Below are 23,079 nucleotides of genomic sequence, written 5' to 3' on the forward strand. Positions count from 1 at the left end.
GATGATCACTGGACCCGCTCAACCGATACGAGGAGTTTGAATCGTGGCCGTCATCGACCCCAGCCGGACCTGGGCACCCTTGGAGGAGCGGTTGGCCGCAACCACCGATGAGCGGCACCGGGCCAATCTCGAAGTGGTGATCGACCACATGAAGGGTGAGGCCGCGCCGGACCTCGACCAGGTGATGGGGACGCTGAGCGCGGAGCCGGACTACCACTTCTGGATGAGCGGTCAGGATGTCGGTCCGAAGACGACCGACGGGGTGCGCGGCTACTACACCGCCTTCATGGGGACCCGCACCAATGTGTTGGAGTTCGAGATCGACCGGCTGGTCGTCGACGACGACTGCGTGGTGACCGAGGGCAACATGAAGCAGCTCTACCCGGGTCCCCAGACCGCCATCCTCGGGATCGAAGTCGACGACGCGGACGCCGACTACCTGGTGGTGTACCGGCAGGTGCTGCTGTGGCCGATCGACGAGCACGGCAAGATCGTCGGTGAGGACTCCTACTTCGCCGGCGTGCGCAGCGTGACGAAGGTGGCCGCCGACGACCTTCCGCAGCAATACATCGATCTCGTTCACACGCCTGCGGCGAATGCGTACTGACATCGCAGGACTGCTGCTCGACCGACTCGGCGACCAGCATCTGGGACTTCGCACCCGGCAACAGGATTGGACCTGGGACGAAGTGGTGCGTGAGTCCGCCGCGCGCGCCGCGTTGGCGTCTGAGTTGCGCCGGGACGGACCGTTTCACATCGGGGTGCTGCTGGAGAACGTCCCGGATTTCGTGTTCTGGCTCGGCGCCGGCGCGCTGGCAGGCGCGGTCGTCGTCGGGATCAACCCCACCCGTGGCGATGCCGAGTTGGCCGCCGAGATCCGTCACGCCGACTGCCAGCTGATCGTCACCGACACCGCCGGGATGGACCGGCTGCGCGACCTGGGCCACGGCCTGGACTGCGAGCGCTTCCTGGTGATCGACGACCCCCGCTACGCCGAGCTGATCCGGGCGCACCGGGTGGAACCGGCCGCCGCACCGGGGGTGGGCCCGTCGTCGCTGCTGCTGCTGCTGTTCACCTCCGGCACCACCGGCGCCTCCAAGGCGGTCAAATGCAGCCAGGGCCGCCTGGTCCGGATCGCCGAGATGGCCACCGCCAAGTTCGGCCACGTGCGCGCGGACGTCGACTACTGCTGCATGCCGCTGTTTCACGGCAACGCGATCATGGCGCTGTGGGCGCCAGCGCTGGCCAACGGGGCCACCGTCTGTCTGACACCCAAGTTCTCGGCGTCGCAGTTCCTGCCCGACGTGCGCTACTTCGGCGCGACCTTCTTCACCTACGTGGGCAAGGCCATGGGCTACCTGCTGGCCACCGCCGAGCAGCCCGACGATGCCGACAACACGCTGGTCCGGGGTTTCGGCACCGAGGCGTCGCCGCAGGATCAGGCCGAGTTCCTGCGCCGGTTCGGCGCCGTGCTGCATGAGGGCTACGGATCCAGCGAGGGCGGCAACGCCGCCGTGCCGGACCCGGCCGCGCCACCGGGTGCGCTGGGCCGGCCCGCGCACGCGGGCATCGCCATCGTCGACCCGCAGACCCGTGCCGAGTGCGCCACCGCGGTCCTCGACGAGCACGGCCGGGTGTCCAACGCCGACGCCGCGGTGGGCGAGATCGTCGACAAGACCGGGGCCCGCGACTTCGAGGGCTACTACAAGAACGACACCGCGGACTCCGAGAAGATTCGCGACGGCTGGTACTGGACCGGCGACCTCGGCTACCGCGACGAGGCAGGCTTCCTGTACTTTGCCGGCCGGCGCGGCGACTGGATTCGGGTCGACGGTGAGAACACCTCCGCGCTGACCATCGAACAGGTGCTGCGCCGGCATCCGCTGGTCATCAGCGCCGGCGTGTACGCGGTACCCGACCCCCGCTCCGGTGACCAGGTGATGGGCGCCATCGAGGTAGCCGACCCCGACGGCTTCGACGTGGCGGAATTCGCCGGGTATCTGGCCGCCCAGCCCGACCTGGGCAGCAAGGGCACACCGCGGTTTCTGCGGATCTCGGCGCACCTGCCAGTCACCGGCTCCAACAAGGTGCTCAAGCGTGAACTGCAGGCTGGGCGCTGGCACACCGACGAGCCGGTGTACCGCTGGGCTGGGCGGGGTACGCCCGTCTACACCCGCATGAGCGACGACGACAAGCGGTCCCTGGACGCGGAGTTCACGTCCTACGGCCGGCAGAGCTACCTGCGAGGCGAAGGGTAGAGACATGAGTGACAGCGCGATCCGCGAGCTGGACCACGGCACCCCCAAGAACCGGTACGCGCGGGGGTGGCACTGCCTGGGACTGGCCGAGACCTTCCGGGACGGACAGCCGCACGCCATCGATGCCTTCGGTACCCGGCTGGTGGTGTTCGCCGACTCCAGCGGTGACGTGCACGTGCTGGACGCGTACTGCCGGCACATGGGCGCCGACCTGTCCCGGGGCACCGTCAAGGGCGACACGCTGGCGTGTCCGTTCCACGACTGGCGTTGGCAGGGCTCGACCGGCCGGTGTGCCCAGGTGCCCTACGCCAAGCGGGCGCCGCGGATGGCGCGCACCCGGCGCTGGCCCACCTGCGAGGTCAACGGTCAGCTGCTGATGTGGCACGACCCGGAGGGTTCCTCGCCGCCCGCCGAGCTGACCCCGCCGCAGATCGACGGGATGGATGCCGGCATCTGGTCGCCGTGGCAGTGGGACTCGGTCCTGATCGAGGGCGCCAACTGCCGCGAGATCATCGACAACGTCGTCGACATGGCGCACTTCTTCTACATTCACCACTCGTATCCGACGTACTTCAAGAACGTGATCGAGGGCACCTGCGCCAGCCAGTACATGGAGAGCAGGGTCCGGCCGGACTCCCCGGGCGCCGACAAACTGTGGGAGGGCACCTACCTGCGCTCCGAGGCGACCTACTTCGGGCCGGCCTACATGATCAACTGGCTGCACAACGACCTCGCGCCGGACTTCACTGCCGAGATCGCGCTGATCAACTGCCACTACCCGGTCACCCAGGACTCGTTCATGCTGCAGTGGGGTGTCGCTGTCCAGCAGATGCCGAACCTGCCCCCGGAGAAGGCCACCAAGCTCGCCGCGTCGATGAGCCGCTCATTCGGCGGGGGGTTCTTGGAGGACGTCGAGATCTGGCGGCACAAGGCGCCGGTGGAGAACCCACTGCTCACCGAGGAAGACGGTCCGGTGTACCAGCTGCGCAGATGGTATGAGCAGTTCTACGTCGACGCAGCCGACGTCACGCCTGAGATGACGGATCGGTTCGAGGTGGAGGTCGACACCACCCACGCGTTCGGTCACTGGGAGCAGGAAGTCGCCGCGAACCTGGCGGCCGGCATCACCGTGCCCTGATCGCTAGGGCTGCTTGCCCTGCCTGCTTTGCTTTTCCCGCCATGGGCTGTAGTCGGCGATCAACTCCTCCTGCGGCGGGCGCTGCCCGGCCGGGACGTGCTGCAGGTTGATCCGGACCCGGTACCAGATCGAACTCGGCCCGCGCATGCCGTCGAGCAGAACATCTTCCGGCGCAAGCTGTTTGGCCGCCGCGGCGTGCCGTTCCCGCCAGACGTCCAGGGCGGCCATCGCCTCGTCCCGGGTCTTGGTGCGGGCGATGTCGATCAACGGCAGCGGTGAGGTGCGCCGGCCGTCGACGCTTCTGCGCGCGCCTCGCGGCGCCTTCTCCGCCGGGCCCTGCTGTTCGGCCAGTTCCAGCAGCCGCGCCAAGGAGCCGACGGTTTCGTTCATACCCGCCCACGGGTCGCCGATCCGCGCGAACCGCTCCGGCACGGTGTCGATGGTGAACGACGCCGGGTCGGCGTCGGGGACCTCGTCCCAATGCAGCGGCGTCGAGACCCGGGCGTCGGCCGTGGCCCGCACCGAATATGCCGAGGCGACCGTGCGGTCCTTGGCGTTCTGGTTGAAATCGACGAAGACCCCGTGCCGCTCCTCTTTCCACCACCGGCTGGTGGCCGATTGCGGGGCGCGCCTTTCGATCTCGCGGGCCACCGCCTGCGCGGCCAGCCGAACCTGCGAAAAAGACCACTGCGGGGCGATCCGCGCGTAGAGGTGCATCCCCCGCGAGCCGGACGTCTTCGGCCAGGCGGTCAGCCCGTGATCGGCGAGTACTTCGCGGGCCACCAGGGTCACCTCGACGATCTGGGACCAGCCGACGCCGGGCATCGGATCGAGGTCGACACGCAGCTCGTCGGGGTGCTCCAGGTCGCCGGCGAGCACCGGGTGCGGGTTGAGATCCACACAGCCCAGGTTGATCACCCAGGCCAGCCCGGCCTCGTCGTCGATGACCACCTCCTGCGCCGACCGGCCCGAGGCGTAGCGCAGTTCGGCGACCGACACCCAGTCCGGGCGTTTGGCCGGTGCCCGCTTCTGGAAGACGGCCTCCGCTTCGATGCCGTCGACGAAGCGTTTGAGGATCATCGGCCGCCCGGCCACTCCGCGCAGCACACCGTCGGCCACCGAGAGGTAATAGCGGATCAGGTCCAACTTGGTACGCGGCGTGGAGCCGTTTCCGGCTGGGAACACCACCTTGTCCGGGTGGGTGACCGCCACCCGGTGTCCCGCCACGTCCAGCGACAACCCGCCGGCCATGACCGTCATGCTAACCAGAGGTCGTATCCGCCGCCCGACGGCGACCTGCGTCACATAAGGTTGGGCCATGGCTAAGCTCACTGAACTGCCCAGCCAGGCCGTGTCCAAGCTGGGTCGCTACCTCGAACGCGGTAACGCCGAGTTGCACTATGTGCGCAAGATCCTCGAGTCGGGTGCGCTGAAGCTTGAGTCGCCGCGGGTCCTTGCCAGCGCGATCACCGACGGGAAGCGCTGGGGCGAGCTGGGGATGATTCCGGCGCTCAATGCCCGCCGCAACCCGAACGGCCTCGCCGTCATCGACGACGACGGCAGCATCACGTTCAAGGAGCTCGACGACGCCGCCAACGCGGTGGCCAACGGGCTGCTCGCGATGGGGGTGCGGGGCGGCGACGGGGTGGCGATCCTGGCCCGCAACCATCGCTGGTTCCTGATCGCCAACTACGGCTGCGCCCGGGTCGGCGCGCGGCTGATCCTGCTCAACAGTGAATTCTCCGGACCGCAGATCAAGGACGTCTCCGAACGCGAAGGCGCCAAACTGATCATCTACGACGACGAGTACACCGCCGCCGTCGCGCAGGCCGACCCGCCGCTGGGCAAACTGCGGGCGCTGGGTGTCAACCCCGACACCGACGAACCGTCCGGGAGCGCCGACGAGACACTGGCGCAGCTGATCGCCCGCAGCAGCAAGGCGCCGGCGCCGAAGATCACCAAGCACGCCTCGATCATCATCTTGACCTCCGGCACCACCGGCACCCCCAAGGGCGCCAACCGCAGCACCCCGCCCACGCTGGCGCCCATCGGCGGCATCCTGTCGCATGTCCCGTTCCGCGCCGGTGAGGTGACCTCCCTGCCGTCGCCGATGTTCCACGCCCTGGGTTACCTGCACGGCACCCTGGCCATGTTCTTCGGCTCGACGTTGGTGCTGCGGCGCCGGTTCAAGCCGGCCACCGTGCTGGAGGACCTGGAAAAGCACAAGGTGACCGGCATGGTCGTCGTCCCGGTCATGCTGTCGCGGATCCTCGACCAGCTGGAGAAGACCAGTCCCAAGCCGGACCTGTCCAACCTGCGGATCGTGTTCGTCTCCGGATCGCAGCTCGGTGCCGAACTGGCGACCCGGGCGATGAAGGACCTGGGACCGGTCATCTACAACATGTACGGCTCCACCGAGGTCGCCTTCGCCACCATCGCCGGACCCGCCGACCTGCAGCACAACCCGGCGACCGTGGGTCCCGTGGTCAAGGGCGTCAAGGTCAAGATCCTCGACGACAACGGCAATGAGTTGCCGCAGGGGCAGGTCGGCCGGATCTTCGTCGGCAACTTCTTCCCGTTCGAGGGCTACACCGGCGGCGGCGGCAAGCAGATCATCGACGGCCTGTTGTCCTCCGGTGACGTCGGCTACTTCGACGAGCGCGGGCTGCTCTACGTCAGCGGGCGCGACGACGAGATGATCGTCTCCGGCGGCGAGAACGTCTTCCCGGCCGAGGTCGAAGACCTGATCAGCGGACACCCCGACGTGATCGAGGCGACCGCGCTGGGCGTCGACGACAAGGAGTGGGGCGCGCGGCTGCGGGCCTTCGTGGTGCGCAAGGAAGGCTCCAGCGTCGACGAGGATGCCATCAAGCTGTACGTGAAGGAGCACCTGGCCCGCTACAAGGTGCCGCGCGAGGTGGTCTTCCTCGACGAGCTGCCGCGTAACCCCACCGGCAAGATTCTCAAGCGCGAACTCCGCGACCTGTAGGGCGCGTTTCTGCCGCGAGCAGACAGAGAATCGCACGCGGGATGCCCCGCAAGTGCGATTCTCTGTCTGCTCAGCGGGTTATCCCCAGCGGTGACTGGCCGCAGACGCGGCACATCCCCAGACTGCGGGCATGCATGTGGATGCCGTGGCCCTACTTCACCAAGCCGGCGGCGTTGCGACAACGCAACAGTTGTTGACGGTGATGACTCGCCAGCAACTCGACGTTCAGGTCAAGCAGGGTGGCCTGGTGCGGGTCTGGTACGGCGTATACGCCGCGGCGGAACCCGACCTGCTGGGGCGGCTGCGCGCACTTGATCTGCTGATGAGGCGGCCTGCGGTCGCGTGTATGGGAACTGCTGCCCGGCTATACGGCTTCGACGTCCAGAACACTACGGCTGTCCACGTTCTCGATCCCGGAGTGCGGATGCGACCGGCGCTGGGCCTCATGGTGCATCAGCGGACCGGAGCCCAATTGCATTCGGTTGCAGGACGTCTCGCCACCTCACCGGCGTGGACCGCGGTCGAGGTCGCGCGCGAACTACCACGCCCCCGCGCGCTCGCAACGCTGGACACAGCGTTGCGTATGGGCTGTTGTACGCCGCGTGAGCTTGAGCAGGCGGTACTTGAACAGCGTGGTCGGCGCGGCATCGTTGCGGTGCGTGACCTGCTGCCGTACGTCGACGGGCGCTCGGGCTCGGCGATGGAAAGCGAAGCGCGGCTGGTGATGATCGATTACGGCGTCCCGACCCCTGAGCTTCAGTACCCGATCTGCGGGCGGGCCGGTGAGCTTTGGTTGGCCGACTTCGCCTGGCCGGAACTGATGGTGGCCGCGGAGTACGAGAGCATTGACTGGCATGCCGGCGGCCCCGCGATGCTGCGTGACCGGATCCGCCTTGGCGGAATACAGGATGCCGGCTGGATATCGATTCCCATTATTGCCGATGACGTCCGGCGTCATCCCGCACTGCTGGCTGCGCGGATCAAGCGGCAGCTGGCCCGGGCCCGGTTGGCGGGCTGACCTCCAGTGCGCCGAGCAGACACAGAATCGCATCCGCAGGCTTGCCTGCGTGCGATTCTGTGTCTCGCGGGAACAGGTGGCCCTTACGGATCCCGGGGGAGGCCCAGCAGACGCTCGGCGATGATGTTGAGCTGGACCTCTGAGGTTCCGCCGTAGATGGTGGTGGCACGGCTCATCAACAGGTACTCGGCCCACTTGCCGGGCAGCTGCTCACGGTCGCCGATCGCCGCGTCACCGCCGAACGTGCCCACCGCGAACTCCGCGTAGCCCTGGCCGGTGCGCATGGACAGCAGCTTGGACACCGCCGCCGCCGGCATCGGGTCAAGCCCCGCCAGGGTCAGCAGGGTCGAGCGCAGGTTGAGCAGCTTGGCGGCGTGGCCCTCGGCGATCAACTGACCGGCCCGGCGCTGTTCGCCGTGATCGAACTGGCCGTCTCGGATGAACTCCACGAAGCCGTCGAGACTGGCCAGGAACGGCATCTCGGAACCGCCGATGGACACCCGCTCTGCTGTGAGCGTGTTGCGACTGACCTCCCAGCCCCGGTTCACCTCGCCGAGCACCAACTCGTCCGGGACGAACACGTCGTCGATGTACACCGTGTTGAACATCGCCCCGCCGGTGAGTTCGCGCAGCGGACTGACCGTCACGCCTTCGCTTTTCATGTCCAACAGGAAGTAGGTGATGCCGTCGTGTTTCGGTGCGGAGCTGTCCGTTCGCGCCAGCAGCGCTCCCCACGAGGAGAACTGCGCGGCTGAGGTCCAGATCTTCTGGCCGCTGATCCGCCAGCCGCCGTCGACCTTGGTGGCCTTAGTGGTCAGGCTGGCCAGGTCCGAACCCGCGCCGGGCTCGGAAAACAGTTGGCACCAGATCAATTCCCCACGGAACGTCGGCGGCAGGAAGCGCTGTTTCTGCTCGTCGGTGCCGAACGCCACGATCGACGGGATGAGCCACGCGGCGATGCCCATCGCCTGGCGCCGCACCCGGCCGGTGGAGAATTCCTGCTCGATGATGATCTGCTCGATCGGCTCGGCGGCCCGCCCCCACGGCTTCGGCAGGTAGGGCAGCACCCAACCGCCCTCGGCGATCGCCACCGTGCGCTCGTCGTGCGGCATGGCCTTGAGCGCGGCCACCTCGGCGCGGATCTCGGCGCGCAGCTTCTCGGTGTCGGGGTCCAGGTCGATGTCGATCTTGCGCATCCCACCGGCGGTGGCGGTGTCGACGACCTGCTGCGGGTACTCGGCGCGGCGGCCGAACGACGCGGCCAGTATCAGCGCCCGCCGGTAGTACACACCCGCGTCGTGCTCCCAGGTGAAGCCGATCCCGCCGTGCACCTGGATGCAGTCCTGGGTGCAGTGCTGCGCGGCACTCGGAGCCAGGGTGGCCGCGACCGCCACCGCGAACTGCACCGTCGAACCCGCAGCGTCCCAGCCGCTTTGGTCGGCCTCGTCGATCGCCCGGGCGGCATCCCACACCGCGGCGGTGGCCCGCTCGGTGTCGGCGATCATCTCCGCGCACTTGTGCTTGATGGCCTGGAACTGTCCGATCGGCCGGCCGAACTGTTCGCGGATCTTGGCGTACTCCGCCGCGGTGTCGGTTGCCCACCGGGCCACCCCGACCGCCTCCGCGGACAGCAGTGTCGAGATCAGCGCGTGCGCCCGGACTCCGCTGAGGTTGCGCAGCACCGCCGCGTCGTCGACCTCGACCCCGTCGGCCCGTACGTGCGCGATCGGGCGCAGGGGGTCCACGCTGGCCACCGGCTCGATCTCGAGCTGGTCGGCGCGCAGCAGCACCCATGCCTCGCCGCCGTCGATCGCCACGGGGGCCACCAGCAACGACGCCTGGGCGGCGGCCGCGACGGCGCGGGCTTCGCCGCGGACCACCAGTCCGGCGCCTCCGGCGGTGGCCGTCAGCCCCGGGTTCAGCGTGTAGCTGGCGATCACCTCGCCGCTGGCCAGGCCGGCCAGCTGGGCCTCGTCCGGATCGTGCGCGGAGATCAGCGCGCTGGCGATCGCGGACGGCACAAACGGGCCGGGCACCGCGCCGTAGCCGAACTCAGCCAGCACCACCGCCAGCTCCAGGATGCCGAAGCCCTGCCCGCCGACCTGCTCGGCCAGGTGCACACCCGCCAGGCCCTGCTCGGCGGCGGCCCGCCAGTACGGCGGCGGGTTCTCGATCGGGGAGTCCATCGCGGCGTGCAGCAGCTCGGACGGCACGGCCCGGGTCACGAAGGACCGCACGGAATCGGCGAGGTCCTGATGCTCAGAAGTGATCGCTATCGGCATTGATACGGCCTTTCGGTGGGTACGTGAAAGTGAATCTAACAACCAGTCGGTTGGTTGACTACGTTGGTCAGGGGCTGCCCGTCGCGCAGCCGACGGCAGTTGTCGACGGCCGCAGCCAGATAGCGCCGCATGGTGTCGGCGGTGTACCAGCTGACATGCGGCGTCAGCACCACGTTCTCCAACCCGATCAGCGGATTGTCCGCGGTGACCGGCTCGACGGCGAACACGTCCAGCCCCGCTCCGGCCAGCCTGCCGCTGCGCAGCGCGTCGGCCAGTGCGGCCTCGTCGACGATGGGTCCGCGCGCGGTGTTGACCAGCACCGCCTCGGGTTTCATGCGCGCCAACGCGGCCCGGTCGATCAGACCCTCGGTGGCGTTGGTGAGGGGCACGTGCAGCGAGACGATGTCGACTGCGGCCAGCAGTTCCGGCAGTGGCCGCCATCCGGGGGTGCCGTCGTCGCGGGTGCTGGTGTGCAGTACCTGCGCACCCATGGCGGCCACGATCCCGGCCACCCGCTGCGCGATGCTGCCGAAACCGACCAGGCCGACTGTGCAGCCGCCGATGTCGCGGCAGTGCTCACCGAGCGTGGGATCGGTCGGCCAACCGCGTACCTCACGGGTCGCGCGATCCAGCGGCAGCAGCCGGCGCAGCACGGCGAGCATCAGCAACACGGTGCCCTCGGCCACCGAGGCGGCATTGGCGCCGGGCATATTGGCGACCGCGATGCCGCGCTGGGTCGCGACGTCGACGTCGATGGTGTTGATGCCGACGCCGAGCTTGTGCACCAGCCGCAGCCGCGGGCCGCTGCGCAGATCGTCGCCCGAGAGCGGTCGCAGCACGTGCCAGATCACCTCGGCCTCGGCGAGCTGGCGGCGGAAGGTGGCGTCATCGTCGGCGGCGCACCATCGGATGTCCAGCCAATCGGACTCGGGCGCAACGAATTCCTCGACCTTGGGGCCGGGAACGAAGTGCGCCAGGACCCGCACGGTCACCGCTCCTCGGTGTAGATGGCCCGATAGAACACGTTGGCCAGCGTGCGGATACAGGCCTCGTCATCCGGGCCGGCGCCGTCGCGGGGCGTGGCGAGCTGGACGTAGCAGAACTGGTTGAGCATCGACACGATCGCCACCGCGAGCAGCTCCGGGTCATCGTCGGCGCAGTAGCCCTCGGCCTGGGCGCGCTTCACCGTCTCGGTGATGTGCCCGACCGGGACCGCGCAGATGTCCGCCCAATACCGGGCGAAGTCCTCGTTGACCATCGCCAGCTGCGAGACGCCGACCATCTCGGCCAGCCGATTGCGATAGGTGTGCCAGTGCGCGGCGGTGGCCTGCTCGATTCGCTCCCGGTTGGACAGGCCGTGCCGCACCACACTGGATGCCCGCTGCCCGGCCTCGTCGCGGAAGCGCAGCGCCCACTGTCGGACCATCGCTTCCTTGGAGTCGTAATAGTTGTAGAACGACGCCGCCGATCGGCCGGCCTCGGCCGTGATGTCGGCGATGGTGGTGGCCAGGACACCCTTGCGGGCTATCACCGCGCGCGCGGCCGCGTCGATCGCCGCCTGGGTGCGCCGGCCCCGGTGCGTGGGCAACGGGTCGCGGTGACCGGGTTGCTCGGGGGCAGTCGACAACGAATCTGACTTCCTGTCGCGGTGGTCTGGATCAAAGCTGAATCTGATGTTAGATTCAGTTTCGGATCTTGACCAGAGGAGCCGCCGAAATGATCAAGCCGCACGGTGTCAACACCGAATTCGAGATCAGCGGGATCAACCACGTGGCGATGGTGTGCTCGGACATGGAACGCACCGTCGACTTCTACAGCAACATCCTGGGCATGCCCCTGATCAAGTCGCTCGACCTGCCCGCGGGTATCGGTCAGCACTTCTTCTTCGATGCCGGCAACGGCGACTGCGTGGCCTTCTTCTGGTTCCGCGACGCTCCGGACGGCGTGCCCGGTATCTCCGCGCCGGCCGCCATACCCGGCATCGGTGAGATCACCAGCGCGGTGAGCACGCTCAACCACCTGGCCTTCCATGTGCCGGCCGACAAGTTCGACGCCTACCGGAAGCGGCTGAAGGAGAAGGGTGTCCGGGTCGGCCCGGTCCTCAACCACGACGAGTCCGAGTGGCAGGCGAGTCCGACGTTGCATCCGGGTGTATATGTTCGCTCGTTCTACTTCCAGGACCCAGACGGAATCACGCTGGAATTCGCCTGCTGGACCAAGGAATTCACCGGCGACGAAAAGCACGTCACGCCGAAGACCGCAGCCGACAGGCGAGTCCCGGCCAGTACTTAGTCCCGGTACAGTGCGGGGTCGGTGAGCCTGTCCAGCAGCGCGGTCAGGTGCTCGACCAATCGTTCCGGTTTGAACCGCACTTCGCCGGCCAGCCAGGCGCTGATCGTCTGGGCGACCCCGCCGACGACAAAGTGTCCGGCGGCCCTGATCCGGTCGTTCTCCGGCAGGCGCAACGCGGCGCCGGCGTGCTGACCGGACAGCATCGCCAGCAGGGCGCTGGATTCCACCCGCTTGCGCACCACGACCGCGTTGCTCAGATGTACACCGAACAGCAGACGTCCGATCCGGGCGTCACCGGCGATGGTCCGCACGATGTTGGCGATACCGGCCCGGGTCTGCTGATCGGACGGCGCCGACCTCACGATCGACTGGGTCTTGGCTGCCAGGTCACCGATCACCGAGTCGAACACCGCGCTGACGAACTCGTCCTTGTCGGCGAAGCTCTCGTAGAAGTAGCGAGCGGTCAGCCCGGCCTGCCGGCAGACGCTGCGGATGGTCAACTCGGCGAACTGCGGCACGTCGGCCCCGAGCAGGTCGAGCCCCGCTTCCAGTAACCGGGCCCGCCGGGAGGCCTGGCGGTCGACGGCGTCCACCCCGCCGTAGGAGCGCGTGCCCGATTCGTTGGCGGAAGCCATGGCCACCATCTTGGCACCGCGACAGAAGCCGGGCTAGGAGGCGTGACTGTCGAACCAGTCGAGGGCCACCTCGGGATGCTCGCCGAAGTAGTTGTAGCCGTCGAAGCGCCGGGTGGTGCCCTCGATCCAGTGCAGCTTCTTCTCGGTCGCGGGGATGGCGTCGTAGATCGCCTGCACGTCTTCCGGGCGGGTCATGGTGTCGTGGTGCACCTGGGCGACCAGGGTCGGAATCCGAATCGACTTGGCGTACTCGATCGGTGACTGCTCCGCGAGGTGGAAGCCGGTACGGGCGAACACCTCTTGGTCGAAGCGCGCGTAGCCGTCGGGAATGTCGTTGTCCCGCACGAAATTCTCGATGATCGGGTCCGCCGACACCGGCTGCAGCAGGATCAGCGATTTGATGTGCTCGAACTCCTCGGGGTGCTTGGCCATGGCGACGCAGGTCGAGTCGCCACCCAGGCAGACGCTGAGCAGGAACGTCTCCATGGCCGCGGTGTCCGGCCGTGATCTGGCGTAGCGCACCGAGCCGATGACGTCCTGGTACTCCACCAGGCCGATCCCGGTGCTGGCTCGGGATCCGCTTTCGCCGTGATTGCTCAGGTCGTAGCACAGGATGTTGTAGCCGGCGTCGTGCAGCGCCTTGTATTCGGGGAGGAAGTTCACCTCGAAGCCGCCCAGCCCGCCGAATTCCGGCAGGTGGCCGGGGTAGCCGTACCGGTTCCCGGGCAGGAAGTGATTGTGGATGATCAGCTTCTGCGAGTCGGCCGGAATGAACCAGCCGCGCAGTTCGACCCCGTCCGTGGAGGGAAACGAAACCTCCTCGAACGCCAGCCCCACCTCGCCGGGGTCGCGCAGTAGCGGGGCGCGCCGGCCCGCTGTCGTGCCGGTCACCCACATGTCCACAAAGCCGTCGAATGCCTGCTGTTGTTCGTTGCTTGTCATGCCGCCAACGTTAGGCAGGTTCATTCGGGGTAGGGAGTTGGCGCCTATAGGGGGTACTGGCAGTTCCTGTCTGGACCGCACGGCGTTTCTCTACTGTGAGACACATGGACATCGGCCAGGACATCAAGGGCTTCCTGATGACCCGGCGCGCACGGATAACGCCCGAGCAGGTGGGGTTGCCACCCGGGCGACGACGTCGGGTCCCCGGGCTGCGGCGCGAGGAGGTGGCCCAGCTGGCCGGAGTCAGCATCGAGTACTACACGCAGATCGAACGCGGCAACGTCGCGGGCGTCTCCGAAGAGGTCCTCGACGCGATCGCCCGGGCATTGCGGCTCACCGACGCCGAGGTCTCCCACCTGTTCGATCTGGCCCGGGCCGCCGCCCCCAGAGCCGGCCGGACCCGCCCGGCCCGCCGCGGGGGAGCAACCGTCGCCGACGGGGTGCAGGCGTTGCTCGACGCGATGGTCGGCGCTCCCGCCGTGGTCCTCAACGGTCACCTCGATGTCGTCGCCGCCAACGCGCTGGGCCGCGCGCTGTACGCGCCGGTATTCGAGCGGGGCACGGCCACGCCCAACCTGGCTAGATTCATCTTCTTCGATTCGTCGGCCGGATATGTCTTTCCCGACTGGGATTCCGCGGCCGACGACGCGGTTGCGCTGTTGCGGGCCGAAGGCGCCCGCTCGCCGCACTCGCCGGCCGTCACCGGACTCGTCGGGGAGCTTGCCACCCGTAGCGAACCGTTCCGTACCCGGTGGGCCGCCCACAATGTCAAGGCGCACTATCACGGAGTCAAGCGATTTCAGCATCCCACCGTGGGAGAACTCTCCTTGACCTACAACGCTTTTGACGTCAGCGGAACCGACGGGTTGTCGTTGATCGGCTATACCGCCGAACCGCATTCACGCTCCGCCGAAGCGCTGCAGCTGCTCGCCAGCTGGGTCGCGACCACCGAGTCGCACGGCGTCTGACTGAAAATCGTGACCTTCAGACAGTGCGGCCGCGGCGCGTGGTCCGGGCGATATCGACCGTCGAGTCGATCGCACTGGAGACCACCACCGGGATGCTGGTCAGCAATCTTCGGCGGCGCCGAATTACCGCCCAGCGGTGCGACTTTCAGCATGCGATATCGGCCGCGGAGGCGGTGAGCGCTTTCGTCGCCTGCACTGCTTCTTCCAAGCTCCAGCCGCCGCCGGGCCGGTGGTGAGGTGCGCCAGGAGGGCGTTGGGAATTAGGGTTCGGTCATGGTGTCGCCGCAGAACGCCGAGACGCTCCGAGTCACCGCTGCGGCGTTGCAGACTGAGGCCGGCTGGTGTGAGTCGTTGGCCGCCACGCTGGCCTCCAAAGTGTCAACGACCAGTATGGCGTCCTCGCCGCTGTCCAGCGCAGCAGCAGTTGCCGCGGTCAACACTCAAGTAGCGGCAGCGAACGCCAACTGCACGGCGCGAATGGAGGCCACCGCGGCCAAACTTGCCAACGCAGCGAGCACATATGCCGCGCACGAAACCGAAGCTGCAGCTCGCATGCAAGCTATTGCCCGGCCCACGGTGTGTTAAATGCCTGCCGCAGCGCCGATATTGACGTTGTCGCAGGTGACAACTCTGGACACCGCGTACCTCCGCGACGCGGCCGATTATTGGGAACGCACCGCAAACCTATGGGACGAGACGTTCACCGATGTGCACCGGCGCGTCTCCAACCCTGCCGGGACACCGTGGCAGGGTCCGGGCCAAGAGGGCGCCCAGCAACGCGCCTACGACGACATGGTGAAGGTGCGTACCCCGGCTGATCAATTGCACCAGGCCAGCGGAATCGCCCGCCGCGGCGACCAGGCATTGCAGTTCTGTAAGCGCGCGGTGCTCAGCGCAGTGCGCGAAGCCGAGGACGACGGTTTTGACGTCGGTGAGGACTATTCGGTCACCGACCGCTCCCAGGGCGGCTCTCCTGCGTACCGCGCCGCCCGCCAGACCGCCGCACAGCAGCACGCTTCGTTCATTCGACACAAGGTGGCGGCGCTGGCCGCCAAAGACCACGAAATCGCGACCCAGGTCGCCGCCACCGAAGGCCTCGACAAGGTGGTGTTCGACGAACCGGACCACACCGTCCGCCTTGCCGGCTGGGATCGGCCGTTGAGTCCGTGGCCACCCGGGCCTCCCCGGGACGATGTGATCGCAGAGGCAACCGACCTGGCAGGCAACCACGTCATCCTCCGGCGCGGCTACTGGAATTCAGATCAGCCGAACGGAGGCTGGGGATGGGACAAGGTTTCAGGAAAGCACGGCATAACCAACCCGAACGTGCTCACAGATCTGATCTCGCACAGCGTCCCGAAGATCAAGGAGGGCAATACCCTCGTATACGAGGTCCCGATCGAGCGCACCGAAGCGCGAGTGCGTCGTCTCGGCCCAATTCGATGGACGGAATTCCACAGGACAGGTGAAATTCTGACTATCAGGATTGTCGCTGACATCGGCGAACCACGTCCGGACGTGTATGGCGGAGGACAGAAGGGAGTCATTACGATGTACCCGCTCAAAGGAGGCAGCGGGGTGATTGACATGGCGCCCGGTTGGACCAAAGTTCCAGAGTGGGTGAACACCCACTTCCCCGTTCCCGATGGCGCTTGACGTGTCGACCTCGGAAGTCAGCGAATCACAGCGCAGGTTCGCAACGGAAGTGCTGCAGGGTCTCTTGCAGTACATCCTTGCCGGGAAGCTGCGAGGACCTGACCCCTACGTCGTCTCTCACGCTTGGACCGAGGGGGCATGGATCTTCCTCGTATACAAAGCCCCGCCATCAGATATCACCTGGGGTCTGGTCAGCGATACTCGGCAGTCGCTCATCGACCCTGGGCCATGGCTGTCGCTGGACGAGGCGGTGCGTTACTACTACCTTCTCGCTCTGGAAGAAAATCGACTGTCGGCATCGTTCCGGCACCCAGGTGATCCAACGACGATCTTGTGGAGCGGAAATCCGGACGACGTGGAACTCCCGATGCACGTCTCGGATATCCCCGACGAGTACCGCTACACGCCACAAGCAGTGGAAACACCACCGGCCTCCAACAGCCCCACGCCGCCGGAGGGCCGGCCCGAGCCGCGCCGTTACTACGATCCCCGTCGGGTACCGGACCAACCCGAGAGTTGAACCGGATACCGCAGCGGCCGCGGCCAGGCGCTCAGCCTGAAGACCCGTTTCGCATTCCGGTGCAGGTAATCCGCCCGCCTGATCATCAAGGTCGACGTCATCCGGTCGGTGTAGCGGCACGTGAAAATCGTGACCTGCCAATGCCGAGTCGGCACGGAACTTTCTGATAACTTCCTCGATCACCATGATCTTCTTTGCGAACCGTTTTCGGCGCTCGGCCCGCAACCTGGCCCGCGCGGTGGCCGTGTGCACTGCCGCGGTCATCGCCGCCGGACCGGCATACGCTGACCCGCCGCTGCTCAACGGCGTCTACCAGGGCGCAGACCAGGAGTTCGCCTGGACGATCGCCACCAGCTGTGGCCCGGCCGAGTGCCACGGGAGCGTGACCAGCAATCAGGGCTGGACCAGTCCCATGAGCCTGATCGATGGGCACTGGCACTTCAGCGTCACCAAACCGGACGGGGCGATCTGCGCGGACGGCAGCTACGCGCCGACGATCATCCGGGTATCGATCGACCCGGTGTCGCTCGGCGGTGTGGTCACGAACAGTTCCAACGGCGAATGCCCGGGAAGTACCTTGGCCTCCAGGCCGTTCCAGCTGCACCAGCTCGGCTGAGGCAGAGGCCCCGCGACGCTCAGCTGAGCACCGCCGCGCCCAGCCATTCGCACAGCAGCAACGCGACTTCCACTTCCAGCCGGTCGCCGGCGATGGGCCGGCCCCGGCGTTCGACCGCACGCTGGACGCGGTACTTCACCGAGTTGTGGTGCAGGTGAAGTTCCTCGGCGGCGGCCGTGTAGCTGGAGCCGGCGCCCAGGAAGATCCGCAGCGTTTCTCGCAGCCGTTCATCACCGTCGGTGGCGGAGGCCAACGGGCCGAGAACCTCACCGACGTAGGCGATCACGGCGTCGACATCGCGACCTGCCAGTGCTGCCACCGCGAGCCCGGCATCGTCGGCAATGGTGACGCGGCGGTCGACGGTACCGGCGGCGCTCACCACCGTCCATGCGTCCCGTGCCTGCCGATGCGAACGGCGAAAGCCTTCGATATCCGGCAGCGGATTGCCCGCGGTGACGCAGGGGCAGCCGGTGGCGTTCTCGACGAATGCGCGAAGCCGTGCCGGCGCAGTGGGCGCGGACTTCGCCGGCAGCGGAATCCAGCCCCAACCGGTCACTCGATCGACCGGAACGAACAGCGAATTGTTGCGCGCATCAACCGATTCCCCGAGCTTCTGCACGAACCGCTCCATGGACAGCGGGTCGGCGCGTTCGAAGGACTCCGGATACCAGACGACGACCGCCAGATGGTGGCGCCGCAATGGATAGCGCAGCGCGGTCGTCACGGCGTCCACGTCGACGTCGCCCCCGGTGAGCAGCTCACGAACCTGCAGTACGCGCAGGTTGTTTCGATTGGCCACCCAACGGTCACGCTCGTCCTGATAGCTGGCGACCACCTGCTGTGAGATCTGGTCGATGTATTCGAACGACACGTCTTCCATCAGGTCGTAGACGGCCAGGCTCAGTTCCGGATCCCGATTCGCGGCGCGGATCTCGTTGATCACCATTCGCAGCGTCGCCCGGTGCCCCAGCCGGTAGGCCCGTGTCAGAGCATTCACCGACACGTCGCGCTGCGCCAGGCGCCGGGCATACTCCAGCGCCGGGGTCGGCGGCTCCAGGTTCCGGACCGGGATGCCATGACGAATCGAGGAGAAGAACGATTCGACACTGGTGGCGGCGGTGTCTCGCAGCAGCTGCAGCAACTGTGCGTCGCCGCCCAGTTCGGACATCTCGGTGACCACCAGTTGTTGGATGTCGCGGGTGATGTCGTCGAGCCTGTCGTAGAGCCGGCCCACGATCGTCGCTGCAGCATCGGCAACGGCGGCGCGGTCACGGGCGCTGTCCCCCATGACCCGACGGTAGTTGCTACCCGCCGTTTCGTCGCAGCGATTCGTGGTTTCTCGGCGCCCGTGCGCGCATCCCGAACCTTGTCCCCCGAAGACGACGATCCGCTCAAAGTTTCGTCGTCTGAGGACGTCGCCGCGTCGAGTCGGGCTGCGTAGTTTCCGTAGCGAACGGGGCCGATACGTGCCGATCGTGACTACCCGACTACCCGACTACCGGCGCTACGGCGCATGCCGGCGTCAAATGAGGAGGAGCCCCATGGCTGAGCAGTTCGACTACGACGTCTTGGTGATCGGGTCCGGATTCGGCGGCAGCGTGACGGCATTACGGCTCACCGAGAAGGGATACCGGGTCGGTGTGCTGGAGGCGGGGCGTCGCTTCACCGACGAGCAGTTCGCGAAAACCAGTTGGGATCTGCGCAGATTCGTGTGGGCACCGAAACTGGGCTGCTTCGGTATCCAGCGAATCCACCTGCTACGGGACTGTGTGATCCTGGCCGTCGCCGGGGTCGGCGGCGGGTCGCTGAACTACGCGAACACCCTGTACAAGCCGCCCGCCCCGTTCTTCAACGACCCCCAGTGGAAGCACATCACCGACTGGGAAGACGAGCTGACGCCCTACTACGAGCAGGGACAGCGCATGCTCGGCGTGGTTCGCAACCCGCACATGACCCCGGCCGATGAGATCGTCAAAGCGGTTGCCGAGGACATGGGTGTCGGTGACACCTTCATCCAGACACCGGTCGGTGTGTTCTTCGGGGAGCCCGGCAAAACCGTCGCCGACCCGTTCTTCGGGGGCGCCGGGCCCGAACGCACCGGCTGCGTGGAATGCGGAGAATGCATGGTGGGCTGCCGCTACGGCGCCAAGAACACGCTGGTGAAAAATTATCTCGGACTTGCCGAACGGGCCGGTGCCACAGTGCATCCCCTGACCACCGTCACGTCGCTACGGCAGGCGCCGGACGGCGGGTGGCACGTGGAGACGGTGCAGAGCGGGGCGATACTGCGAAAGCACCGCCGAACCTACACCGCGCAGTACGTGGTGATGGCCGCCGGCACGTGGGGCACCCAGAATCTGCTGCACAAGATGAAGGACACCGGAACTCTGCCCGGCTTGTCCGACCGGCTCGGCGTGCTCACCCGCACCAACTCGGAGTCCATCCTGGGCGCCATGAAGTACAAGGTGGACCCCGGTCTGGACCTCACCAGGGGGGTGGCCATCACCTCCTCGTTCCATCCTTCGGGTGACACCCACGTCGAACCGGTGCGCTACGGCAAGGGCTCCAACGCGATGGGCCTGCTGCAAACCCTGATGACCGACGGCGGCGGCCGCTGGCCACGCTGGTTGAAGTTCCTCGGTGTGGCAGCCAGGAATCCGGTCGCGCTGCTGCGCGTGATGACGGTGCGGAATTGGAGTGAGCGCACGGTCATCGCACTGGTGATGCAGCATCTGGACAACTCGATCACCACCTTCACCAAGGGCGGACTGCGCGGCCGGCACCTGTCGAGCCGACAGGGGCACGGCCAGCCGAATCCGACGTGGATCCCGGAGGGCAACGAGGCCACCCGCAGGATCGCGGAGAAGATCAGCGGAGTGACCGCGGGAACGTGGGGAGAGCTGTTCAACATTCCACTCACCGCGCATTTCCTCGGGGGCTGCGCCATCGGCGCGGATCCCGACCACGGCGTGATCGACCCCTATCACCGCGTGTACGGCTATCCGACCCTCAGCGTCGTGGACGGCTCGGCGGTCTCGGCGAATCTGGGGGTGAACCCCTCGTTGACGATCACCGCCCAGGCCGAGCGTGCCGCCGCGATGTGGCCGAACAAGGGGCAAGCCGACCAGCGGCCCGAGCAGGGCAGCGGCTACCGCCGCATCCAGCCGGTCACCCCGGACCACCCGGTGGTGCCGGTGGGCGCACCGGCAGCACTGCGGCTCCCGGTGGTCCGGCGCGGGGTCGCCGGATGACCGTGCACTCCAAGAGTTTTCGCCCTATCATCGTCGGATCCCAGCGCGGGCGGCCGAAGATGCGAGCAGACCGGGCAAGATGGAGCAATGAGTCGGATAACGCAACGTCGGCCGGTCAGTCACCTCGCCGCCGGGGATGCGACGCAGCGGCCCGAGACACTGGCGGTGGAGGAGCCGCTGGAAATCCGGCTGGGCGGTGTGCCACTCACCGTCACGATGCGCACACCCGGATCGGATATCGAGCTGGCGCAGGGCTTTCTGCTCACCGAGGGGATCATCGGCGGGCGTGACGACGTGGTGGCCGCGCGATACTGCGGCAGCCCGGACTCCGCCAACACCTACAACGTGCTGGATGTGACGCTGGCGCCGGACGTTCCGCCGCCGGCGGTGGACATCACCCGCAACTTCTACGCCACCTCGTCCTGCGGAATCTGCGGCAAGGCCTCGCTGGAGGCGGTGCGGCTGGCCAGCCGGCACCGCCCGGGCGACGACCCGGTCCGGGTTCCCGCGGCGGCGGTGACGGCGATGCCGGATCAGCTGCGTGCCGCGCAGGACGTCTTCGCCAGCACCGGCGGTCTGCACGCCGCGGCGCTGTTCGACTTCTCCGGCGGCGGCACGATGCAGGTGGTTCGCGAGGACATCGGCCGGCACAACGCCGTCGACAAGGTGATCGGCTGGGCGCTGGAACGCAACCGGATACCGCTGGCCGGGACGGTGCTGCTGGTCAGCGGGCGGGCTTCCTTCGAGCTGACCCAGAAGGCGGTGATGGCCGGCATTCCCATCCTGGCCGCGCTGTCGGCACCGTCGTCGCTGGCCGTCGACCTGGCCGTGGACTGCGGACTGACGCTGGTGGCTTTTCTCCGGGGCGACTCGATGAACGTCTACAGCCGGGCCGACCGGATCACCGGCTGATCCGCAGTTCAGTTTCTCGGAGCGCAATAGCGCCATAACCCGCCTGCATATCCCGCAATCGCGGGCAATAGTGGCCGATCTCTCTTGCTTTTCCGGATTCAGGGATTAGTGTGACGAGACTGAGTAAACCCTGGTCGGAAACCCGAGGAGGTGCCCGATGGCCACTCACCGTCAGGATCGGCGTCGCATGCTCAACAGCCGCCTGATCAGCGTCGGCAGCACCGCCGGAGCGTTTCTGGTCGCCGGACTGGCGCCGCTGGCCGCCGCCCCGGCCGCGCACGCGGATCTGTGGGACCTCTTCGTCGACCCGGTGGTCGATGTTTTCGACGGCGGCCAGGCCGCCGACCCACTCGGCGACGCCGGAGCCCTCGGCGATCTGTCAGTCGGCCTGGGCAGCGCGGAGGCAGGACCGCTGGACTTCGGGCAGGCGATCAACGATGCGCTGCAGGAGTGGCTCGCCAGCGCTTCCGGCATGCAGATGGCGGAGATGATCAACGCGCCCTTCGTCTACCTGTTCGGGCGTGAGCTGATCGGCAACGGCCTCGACTACTTCACCGAGGCGAACACCTCCCTGCTGGGTAGTTCCGGCACGTTCGGTGACCTCGGGGACGGTGGCTTCCTGTTCGGCAACGGCGGTGCCGGAGCCGCGGGCGAGATCGGCGTGAACGGTGGTGCCGGCTGGGCGGGCGGCTCGGCCGGCCTGTTCGGCAACGGCGGCGACGGCGGTGCCGGTGCTGCTGGCGCGGCCGGTGGCGCCGGCGGCGACGGCGGCAGCCTGTTCGGCAACGGTGGCAACGGGGGCGCCGGCGGAGCCTCCGACGGGACGGTGGCCGGTGGTGACGGAGGCGCCGGCGGCAATGCCGGCATGTGGTACGGCAACGGCGGAAACGGGGGCGACGGCGGCGCCGGTCTGATCGGCACCCAAGGAGTGGCCGGCGGGGCGGGCAGCGCCGCGGGCAACGGCGGCAACGGCGGCAACGGCGCATCCCTGGGGGCCGGTAACGGCGGCAACGGCGGAGCCGGCGGCAAGGGCGGCGACGGGGCACCGGTGAACGGCAGCGGCGGCGGCGGTGGCGGCGGTGGCGGTGGTGGAGGCACCCCCACCAATACCCCGGGCGGCAACGGTGGACGCGGTGGTGCCGGCGGCAGTGCCGCGCTGCTGTCCGGCAATGGCGGCAACGGTGGTGACGGCGGCAATGGCGGCTTCGCCGGGATCCGAGGCCCCGACAGCCCCGGCGGTCAGGGCGGTGCCGGCGGCCAAGGCGGCGCCGGCAGCATCAACGGAAACAACGGCGCGACCGGCACCACCGGCAACACCCCCGGCAGCCAGGGCGGTGGTGGCGGCGGAGGCGGGTGCGGTGGCGGACCCGGCGTTGGCGGACCCGGCGGCCCCGGCAGTGGAACCGGCGGCGGCAACTGCGGTTAACGCCGGTCAGCTCCGACTGCTCGGGTGAGTTCTTCGTCGGCGTCAGGCTGCGGGTTTCCGATCGTCGTCGGGGTCGGTTTTGTTGGCGGGCGGGGTTTTTCGGGTGTGGTAGTCGATGACGGCTTCGATGAAGTGGAAGGGGTTGGTTCGGGGTTGGCCGTGGTCGAGTTGGCATC

General features: G+C 67.6%; 21 protein-coding genes. 14 read left to right on the plus strand and 7 right to left on the minus strand.

Features of this window, described 5'->3' with window-relative positions:
* The first annotated feature begins 43 nt into the window (after window positions 1–43).
* Genes AWC16_RS00425 through AWC16_RS00435 form a run of 3 tightly spaced genes read left to right on the plus strand, consistent with a single transcriptional unit; the run spans window position 44 to window position 3,396 of the window.
* Window positions 44–607 (plus strand): nuclear transport factor 2 family protein, encoded by a 564-nt coding sequence (locus AWC16_RS00425; protein ID WP_109561228.1) that lies wholly within the window; start codon window positions 44–46, stop codon window positions 605–607.
* Window positions 597–2,258 carry a steroid-22-oyl-CoA synthetase gene (gene casI / locus AWC16_RS00430; protein WP_085262870.1) on the plus strand — a complete coding sequence of 554 codons (1,662 nt, stop codon included), beginning with the start codon at window positions 597–599 and terminating at the stop codon, window positions 2,256–2,258. Before AWC16_RS00425 ends, casI begins: the two co-directional genes overlap by 11 nt.
* A 4-nt stretch (window positions 2,259–2,262) precedes the next feature.
* Window positions 2,263–3,396: a 3-ketosteroid-9-alpha-monooxygenase, oxygenase component gene (locus AWC16_RS00435; RefSeq protein WP_085262871.1), complete on the plus strand. Its 1,134-nt coding sequence runs from the start codon at window positions 2,263–2,265 to the stop codon at window positions 3,394–3,396.
* Window positions 3,397–3,399: 3 nt separating this feature from the next.
* Here AWC16_RS00435 and AWC16_RS00440 read toward each other — a convergent pair whose 3' ends face one another.
* Window positions 3,400–4,656, minus strand: a complete 1,257-nt coding sequence (locus AWC16_RS00440; RefSeq protein WP_085262872.1) for a DNA polymerase domain-containing protein — start codon at window positions 4,654–4,656, stop codon at window positions 3,400–3,402.
* A 58-nt stretch (window positions 4,657–4,714) separates the two neighbouring features.
* On the opposite strand from AWC16_RS00440, the gene fadD2 reads away from it, so the two are divergent.
* Complete coding sequence (gene fadD2, locus AWC16_RS00445) at window positions 4,715–6,385, plus strand: long-chain-fatty-acid--CoA ligase FadD2 (protein WP_085262873.1); 1,671 nt, start codon at window positions 4,715–4,717, stop codon at window positions 6,383–6,385.
* A gap of 130 nt (window positions 6,386–6,515) precedes the next feature.
* On the plus strand, window positions 6,516–7,403 hold the full coding sequence (locus tag AWC16_RS00450; protein ID WP_085262874.1) for a hypothetical protein: 888 nt from the start codon (window positions 6,516–6,518) through the stop codon (window positions 7,401–7,403).
* An 83-nt stretch (window positions 7,404–7,486) separates the two neighbouring features.
* On the opposite strand, the gene AWC16_RS00455 is transcribed toward AWC16_RS00450, so the two are convergent.
* From AWC16_RS00455 to AWC16_RS00465, 3 genes are read right to left on the minus strand one after another with little or no spacing between them, the layout of a single operon-like run.
* Complete coding sequence (locus AWC16_RS00455) at window positions 7,487–9,685, minus strand: acyl-CoA dehydrogenase family protein (protein ID WP_085262875.1); 2,199 nt, start codon at window positions 9,683–9,685, stop codon at window positions 7,487–7,489.
* Window positions 9,686–9,720: 35 nt separating this feature from the next.
* Window positions 9,721–10,671, minus strand: coding sequence for a 2-hydroxyacid dehydrogenase (locus AWC16_RS00460; protein WP_085262889.1), 951 nt, complete (start codon window positions 10,669–10,671; stop codon window positions 9,721–9,723).
* Window positions 10,672–10,673: 2 nt separating this feature from the next.
* On the minus strand, window positions 10,674–11,312 hold the full coding sequence (locus AWC16_RS00465) for a TetR/AcrR family transcriptional regulator (RefSeq protein WP_085262876.1): 639 nt from the start codon (window positions 11,310–11,312) through the stop codon (window positions 10,674–10,676).
* A gap of 89 nt (window positions 11,313–11,401) precedes the next feature.
* Here AWC16_RS00465 and AWC16_RS00470 point away from each other — a divergent pair, with 89 nt between their 5' ends.
* Window positions 11,402–11,977, plus strand: a complete 576-nt coding sequence (locus AWC16_RS00470) for a VOC family protein (RefSeq protein ID WP_085262877.1) — start codon at window positions 11,402–11,404, stop codon at window positions 11,975–11,977.
* Here AWC16_RS00470 and AWC16_RS00475 read toward each other — a convergent pair.
* Together AWC16_RS00475 and AWC16_RS00480 are read right to left on the minus strand one after the other, a co-directional pair.
* Window positions 11,974–12,621 carry a TetR/AcrR family transcriptional regulator gene (locus AWC16_RS00475; RefSeq protein WP_085262878.1) on the minus strand — a complete coding sequence of 216 codons (648 nt, stop codon included), beginning with the start codon at window positions 12,619–12,621 and terminating at the stop codon, window positions 11,974–11,976. The genes AWC16_RS00470 and AWC16_RS00475 overlap by 4 nt on opposite strands.
* Window positions 12,622–12,645: 24 nt before the next feature.
* Window positions 12,646–13,554, minus strand: coding sequence for an alpha/beta hydrolase family protein (locus AWC16_RS00480; RefSeq protein WP_085262879.1), 909 nt, complete (start codon window positions 13,552–13,554; stop codon window positions 12,646–12,648).
* A 104-nt stretch (window positions 13,555–13,658) separates the two neighbouring features.
* Here AWC16_RS00480 and AWC16_RS00485 point away from each other — a divergent pair, with 104 nt between their 5' ends.
* From AWC16_RS00485 to AWC16_RS00505, 5 genes are all read left to right on the plus strand, one after another.
* Window positions 13,659–14,522: a helix-turn-helix transcriptional regulator gene (locus AWC16_RS00485; RefSeq protein ID WP_085262880.1), complete on the plus strand. Its 864-nt coding sequence runs from the start codon at window positions 13,659–13,661 to the stop codon at window positions 14,520–14,522.
* Between the two features lie 273 nt (window positions 14,523–14,795).
* Window positions 14,796–15,107, plus strand: coding sequence for a hypothetical protein (locus AWC16_RS23805; RefSeq protein WP_133055891.1), 312 nt, complete (start codon window positions 14,796–14,798; stop codon window positions 15,105–15,107).
* Window positions 15,108–16,178 carry a hypothetical protein gene (locus AWC16_RS00495; protein ID WP_133055892.1) on the plus strand — a complete coding sequence of 357 codons (1,071 nt, stop codon included), beginning with the start codon at window positions 15,108–15,110 and terminating at the stop codon, window positions 16,176–16,178.
* 1 nt (window position 16,179) lies between these two features.
* A complete protein-coding gene (locus tag AWC16_RS23810) occupies window positions 16,180–16,698 on the plus strand; it encodes a hypothetical protein (protein WP_133055893.1) in 519 nt (172 codons plus the stop codon).
* 184 nt (window positions 16,699–16,882) lie between these two features.
* Window positions 16,883–17,314, plus strand: coding sequence for a hypothetical protein (locus AWC16_RS00505; RefSeq protein WP_085262884.1), 432 nt, complete (start codon window positions 16,883–16,885; stop codon window positions 17,312–17,314).
* A 19-nt stretch (window positions 17,315–17,333) separates the two neighbouring features.
* Here AWC16_RS00505 and AWC16_RS00510 read toward each other — a convergent pair whose 3' ends face one another.
* Complete coding sequence (locus AWC16_RS00510) at window positions 17,334–18,602, minus strand: PucR family transcriptional regulator (RefSeq protein WP_085262885.1); 1,269 nt, start codon at window positions 18,600–18,602, stop codon at window positions 17,334–17,336.
* 253 nt (window positions 18,603–18,855) lie between these two features.
* On the opposite strand from AWC16_RS00510, the gene AWC16_RS00515 reads away from it, so the two are divergent.
* From AWC16_RS00515 to AWC16_RS24795, 3 genes are all read left to right on the plus strand, one after another.
* Entirely contained in the window at window positions 18,856–20,565 is a 1,710-nt protein-coding gene (locus tag AWC16_RS00515) for a GMC oxidoreductase (RefSeq protein ID WP_085262886.1), read from the plus strand.
* Window positions 20,566–20,652: 87 nt separating this feature from the next.
* Complete coding sequence (fdhD, locus tag AWC16_RS00520; protein WP_085262887.1) at window positions 20,653–21,477, plus strand: formate dehydrogenase accessory sulfurtransferase FdhD; 825 nt, start codon at window positions 20,653–20,655, stop codon at window positions 21,475–21,477.
* Between the two features lie 157 nt (window positions 21,478–21,634).
* On the plus strand, window positions 21,635–22,903 hold the full coding sequence (locus AWC16_RS24795; protein WP_207572222.1) for a hypothetical protein: 1,269 nt from the start codon (window positions 21,635–21,637) through the stop codon (window positions 22,901–22,903).
* The last annotated feature ends 176 nt before the right edge of the window (window positions 22,904–23,079 follow it).

Source organism: Mycolicibacter longobardus (assembly GCF_002102265.1).
Taxonomy (GTDB): Bacteria; Actinomycetota; Actinomycetes; order Mycobacteriales; family Mycobacteriaceae; genus Mycobacterium; species Mycobacterium longobardum.

What these genes read in the sequence shown, in the direction of transcription:
- AWC16_RS00505 (WP_085262884.1), top strand. Translation starts at nt 16,883, where the DNA reads ATGATCTTCTTTGCGAACCGTTTTCGGCGCTCGGCCCGCAACCTGGCC.
- AWC16_RS00470 (WP_085262877.1), top strand. Translation starts at nt 11,402, where the DNA reads ATGATCAAGCCGCACGGTGTCAACACCGAATTCGAGATCAGCGGGATC.
- casI (WP_085262870.1), top strand. Translation starts at nt 597, where the DNA reads ATGCGTACTGACATCGCAGGACTGCTGCTCGACCGACTCGGCGACCAG.
- fadD2 (WP_085262873.1), top strand. Translation starts at nt 4,715, where the DNA reads ATGGCTAAGCTCACTGAACTGCCCAGCCAGGCCGTGTCCAAGCTGGGT.
- AWC16_RS24795 (WP_207572222.1), top strand. Translation starts at nt 21,635, where the DNA reads ATGGCCACTCACCGTCAGGATCGGCGTCGCATGCTCAACAGCCGCCTG.
- AWC16_RS00440 (WP_085262872.1), bottom strand. Translation starts at nt 4,656, where the DNA reads ATGACGGTCATGGCCGGCGGGTTGTCGCTGGACGTGGCGGGACACCGG.
- fdhD (WP_085262887.1), top strand. Translation starts at nt 20,653, where the DNA reads ATGAGTCGGATAACGCAACGTCGGCCGGTCAGTCACCTCGCCGCCGGG.
- AWC16_RS00450 (WP_085262874.1), top strand. Translation starts at nt 6,516, where the DNA reads ATGCATGTGGATGCCGTGGCCCTACTTCACCAAGCCGGCGGCGTTGCG.
- AWC16_RS00475 (WP_085262878.1), bottom strand. Translation starts at nt 12,621, where the DNA reads ATGGTGGCCATGGCTTCCGCCAACGAATCGGGCACGCGCTCCTACGGC.
- AWC16_RS00485 (WP_085262880.1), top strand. Translation starts at nt 13,659, where the DNA reads ATGGACATCGGCCAGGACATCAAGGGCTTCCTGATGACCCGGCGCGCA.
- AWC16_RS00515 (WP_085262886.1), top strand. Translation starts at nt 18,856, where the DNA reads ATGGCTGAGCAGTTCGACTACGACGTCTTGGTGATCGGGTCCGGATTC.
- AWC16_RS00510 (WP_085262885.1), bottom strand. Translation starts at nt 18,602, where the DNA reads ATGGGGGACAGCGCCCGTGACCGCGCCGCCGTTGCCGATGCTGCAGCG.
- AWC16_RS00495 (WP_133055892.1), top strand. Translation starts at nt 15,108, where the DNA reads ATGCCTGCCGCAGCGCCGATATTGACGTTGTCGCAGGTGACAACTCTG.
- AWC16_RS00480 (WP_085262879.1), bottom strand. Translation starts at nt 13,554, where the DNA reads ATGACAAGCAACGAACAACAGCAGGCATTCGACGGCTTTGTGGACATG.
- AWC16_RS00455 (WP_085262875.1), bottom strand. Translation starts at nt 9,685, where the DNA reads ATGCCGATAGCGATCACTTCTGAGCATCAGGACCTCGCCGATTCCGTG.
- AWC16_RS23805 (WP_133055891.1), top strand. Translation starts at nt 14,796, where the DNA reads ATGGTGTCGCCGCAGAACGCCGAGACGCTCCGAGTCACCGCTGCGGCG.
- AWC16_RS00435 (WP_085262871.1), top strand. Translation starts at nt 2,263, where the DNA reads ATGAGTGACAGCGCGATCCGCGAGCTGGACCACGGCACCCCCAAGAAC.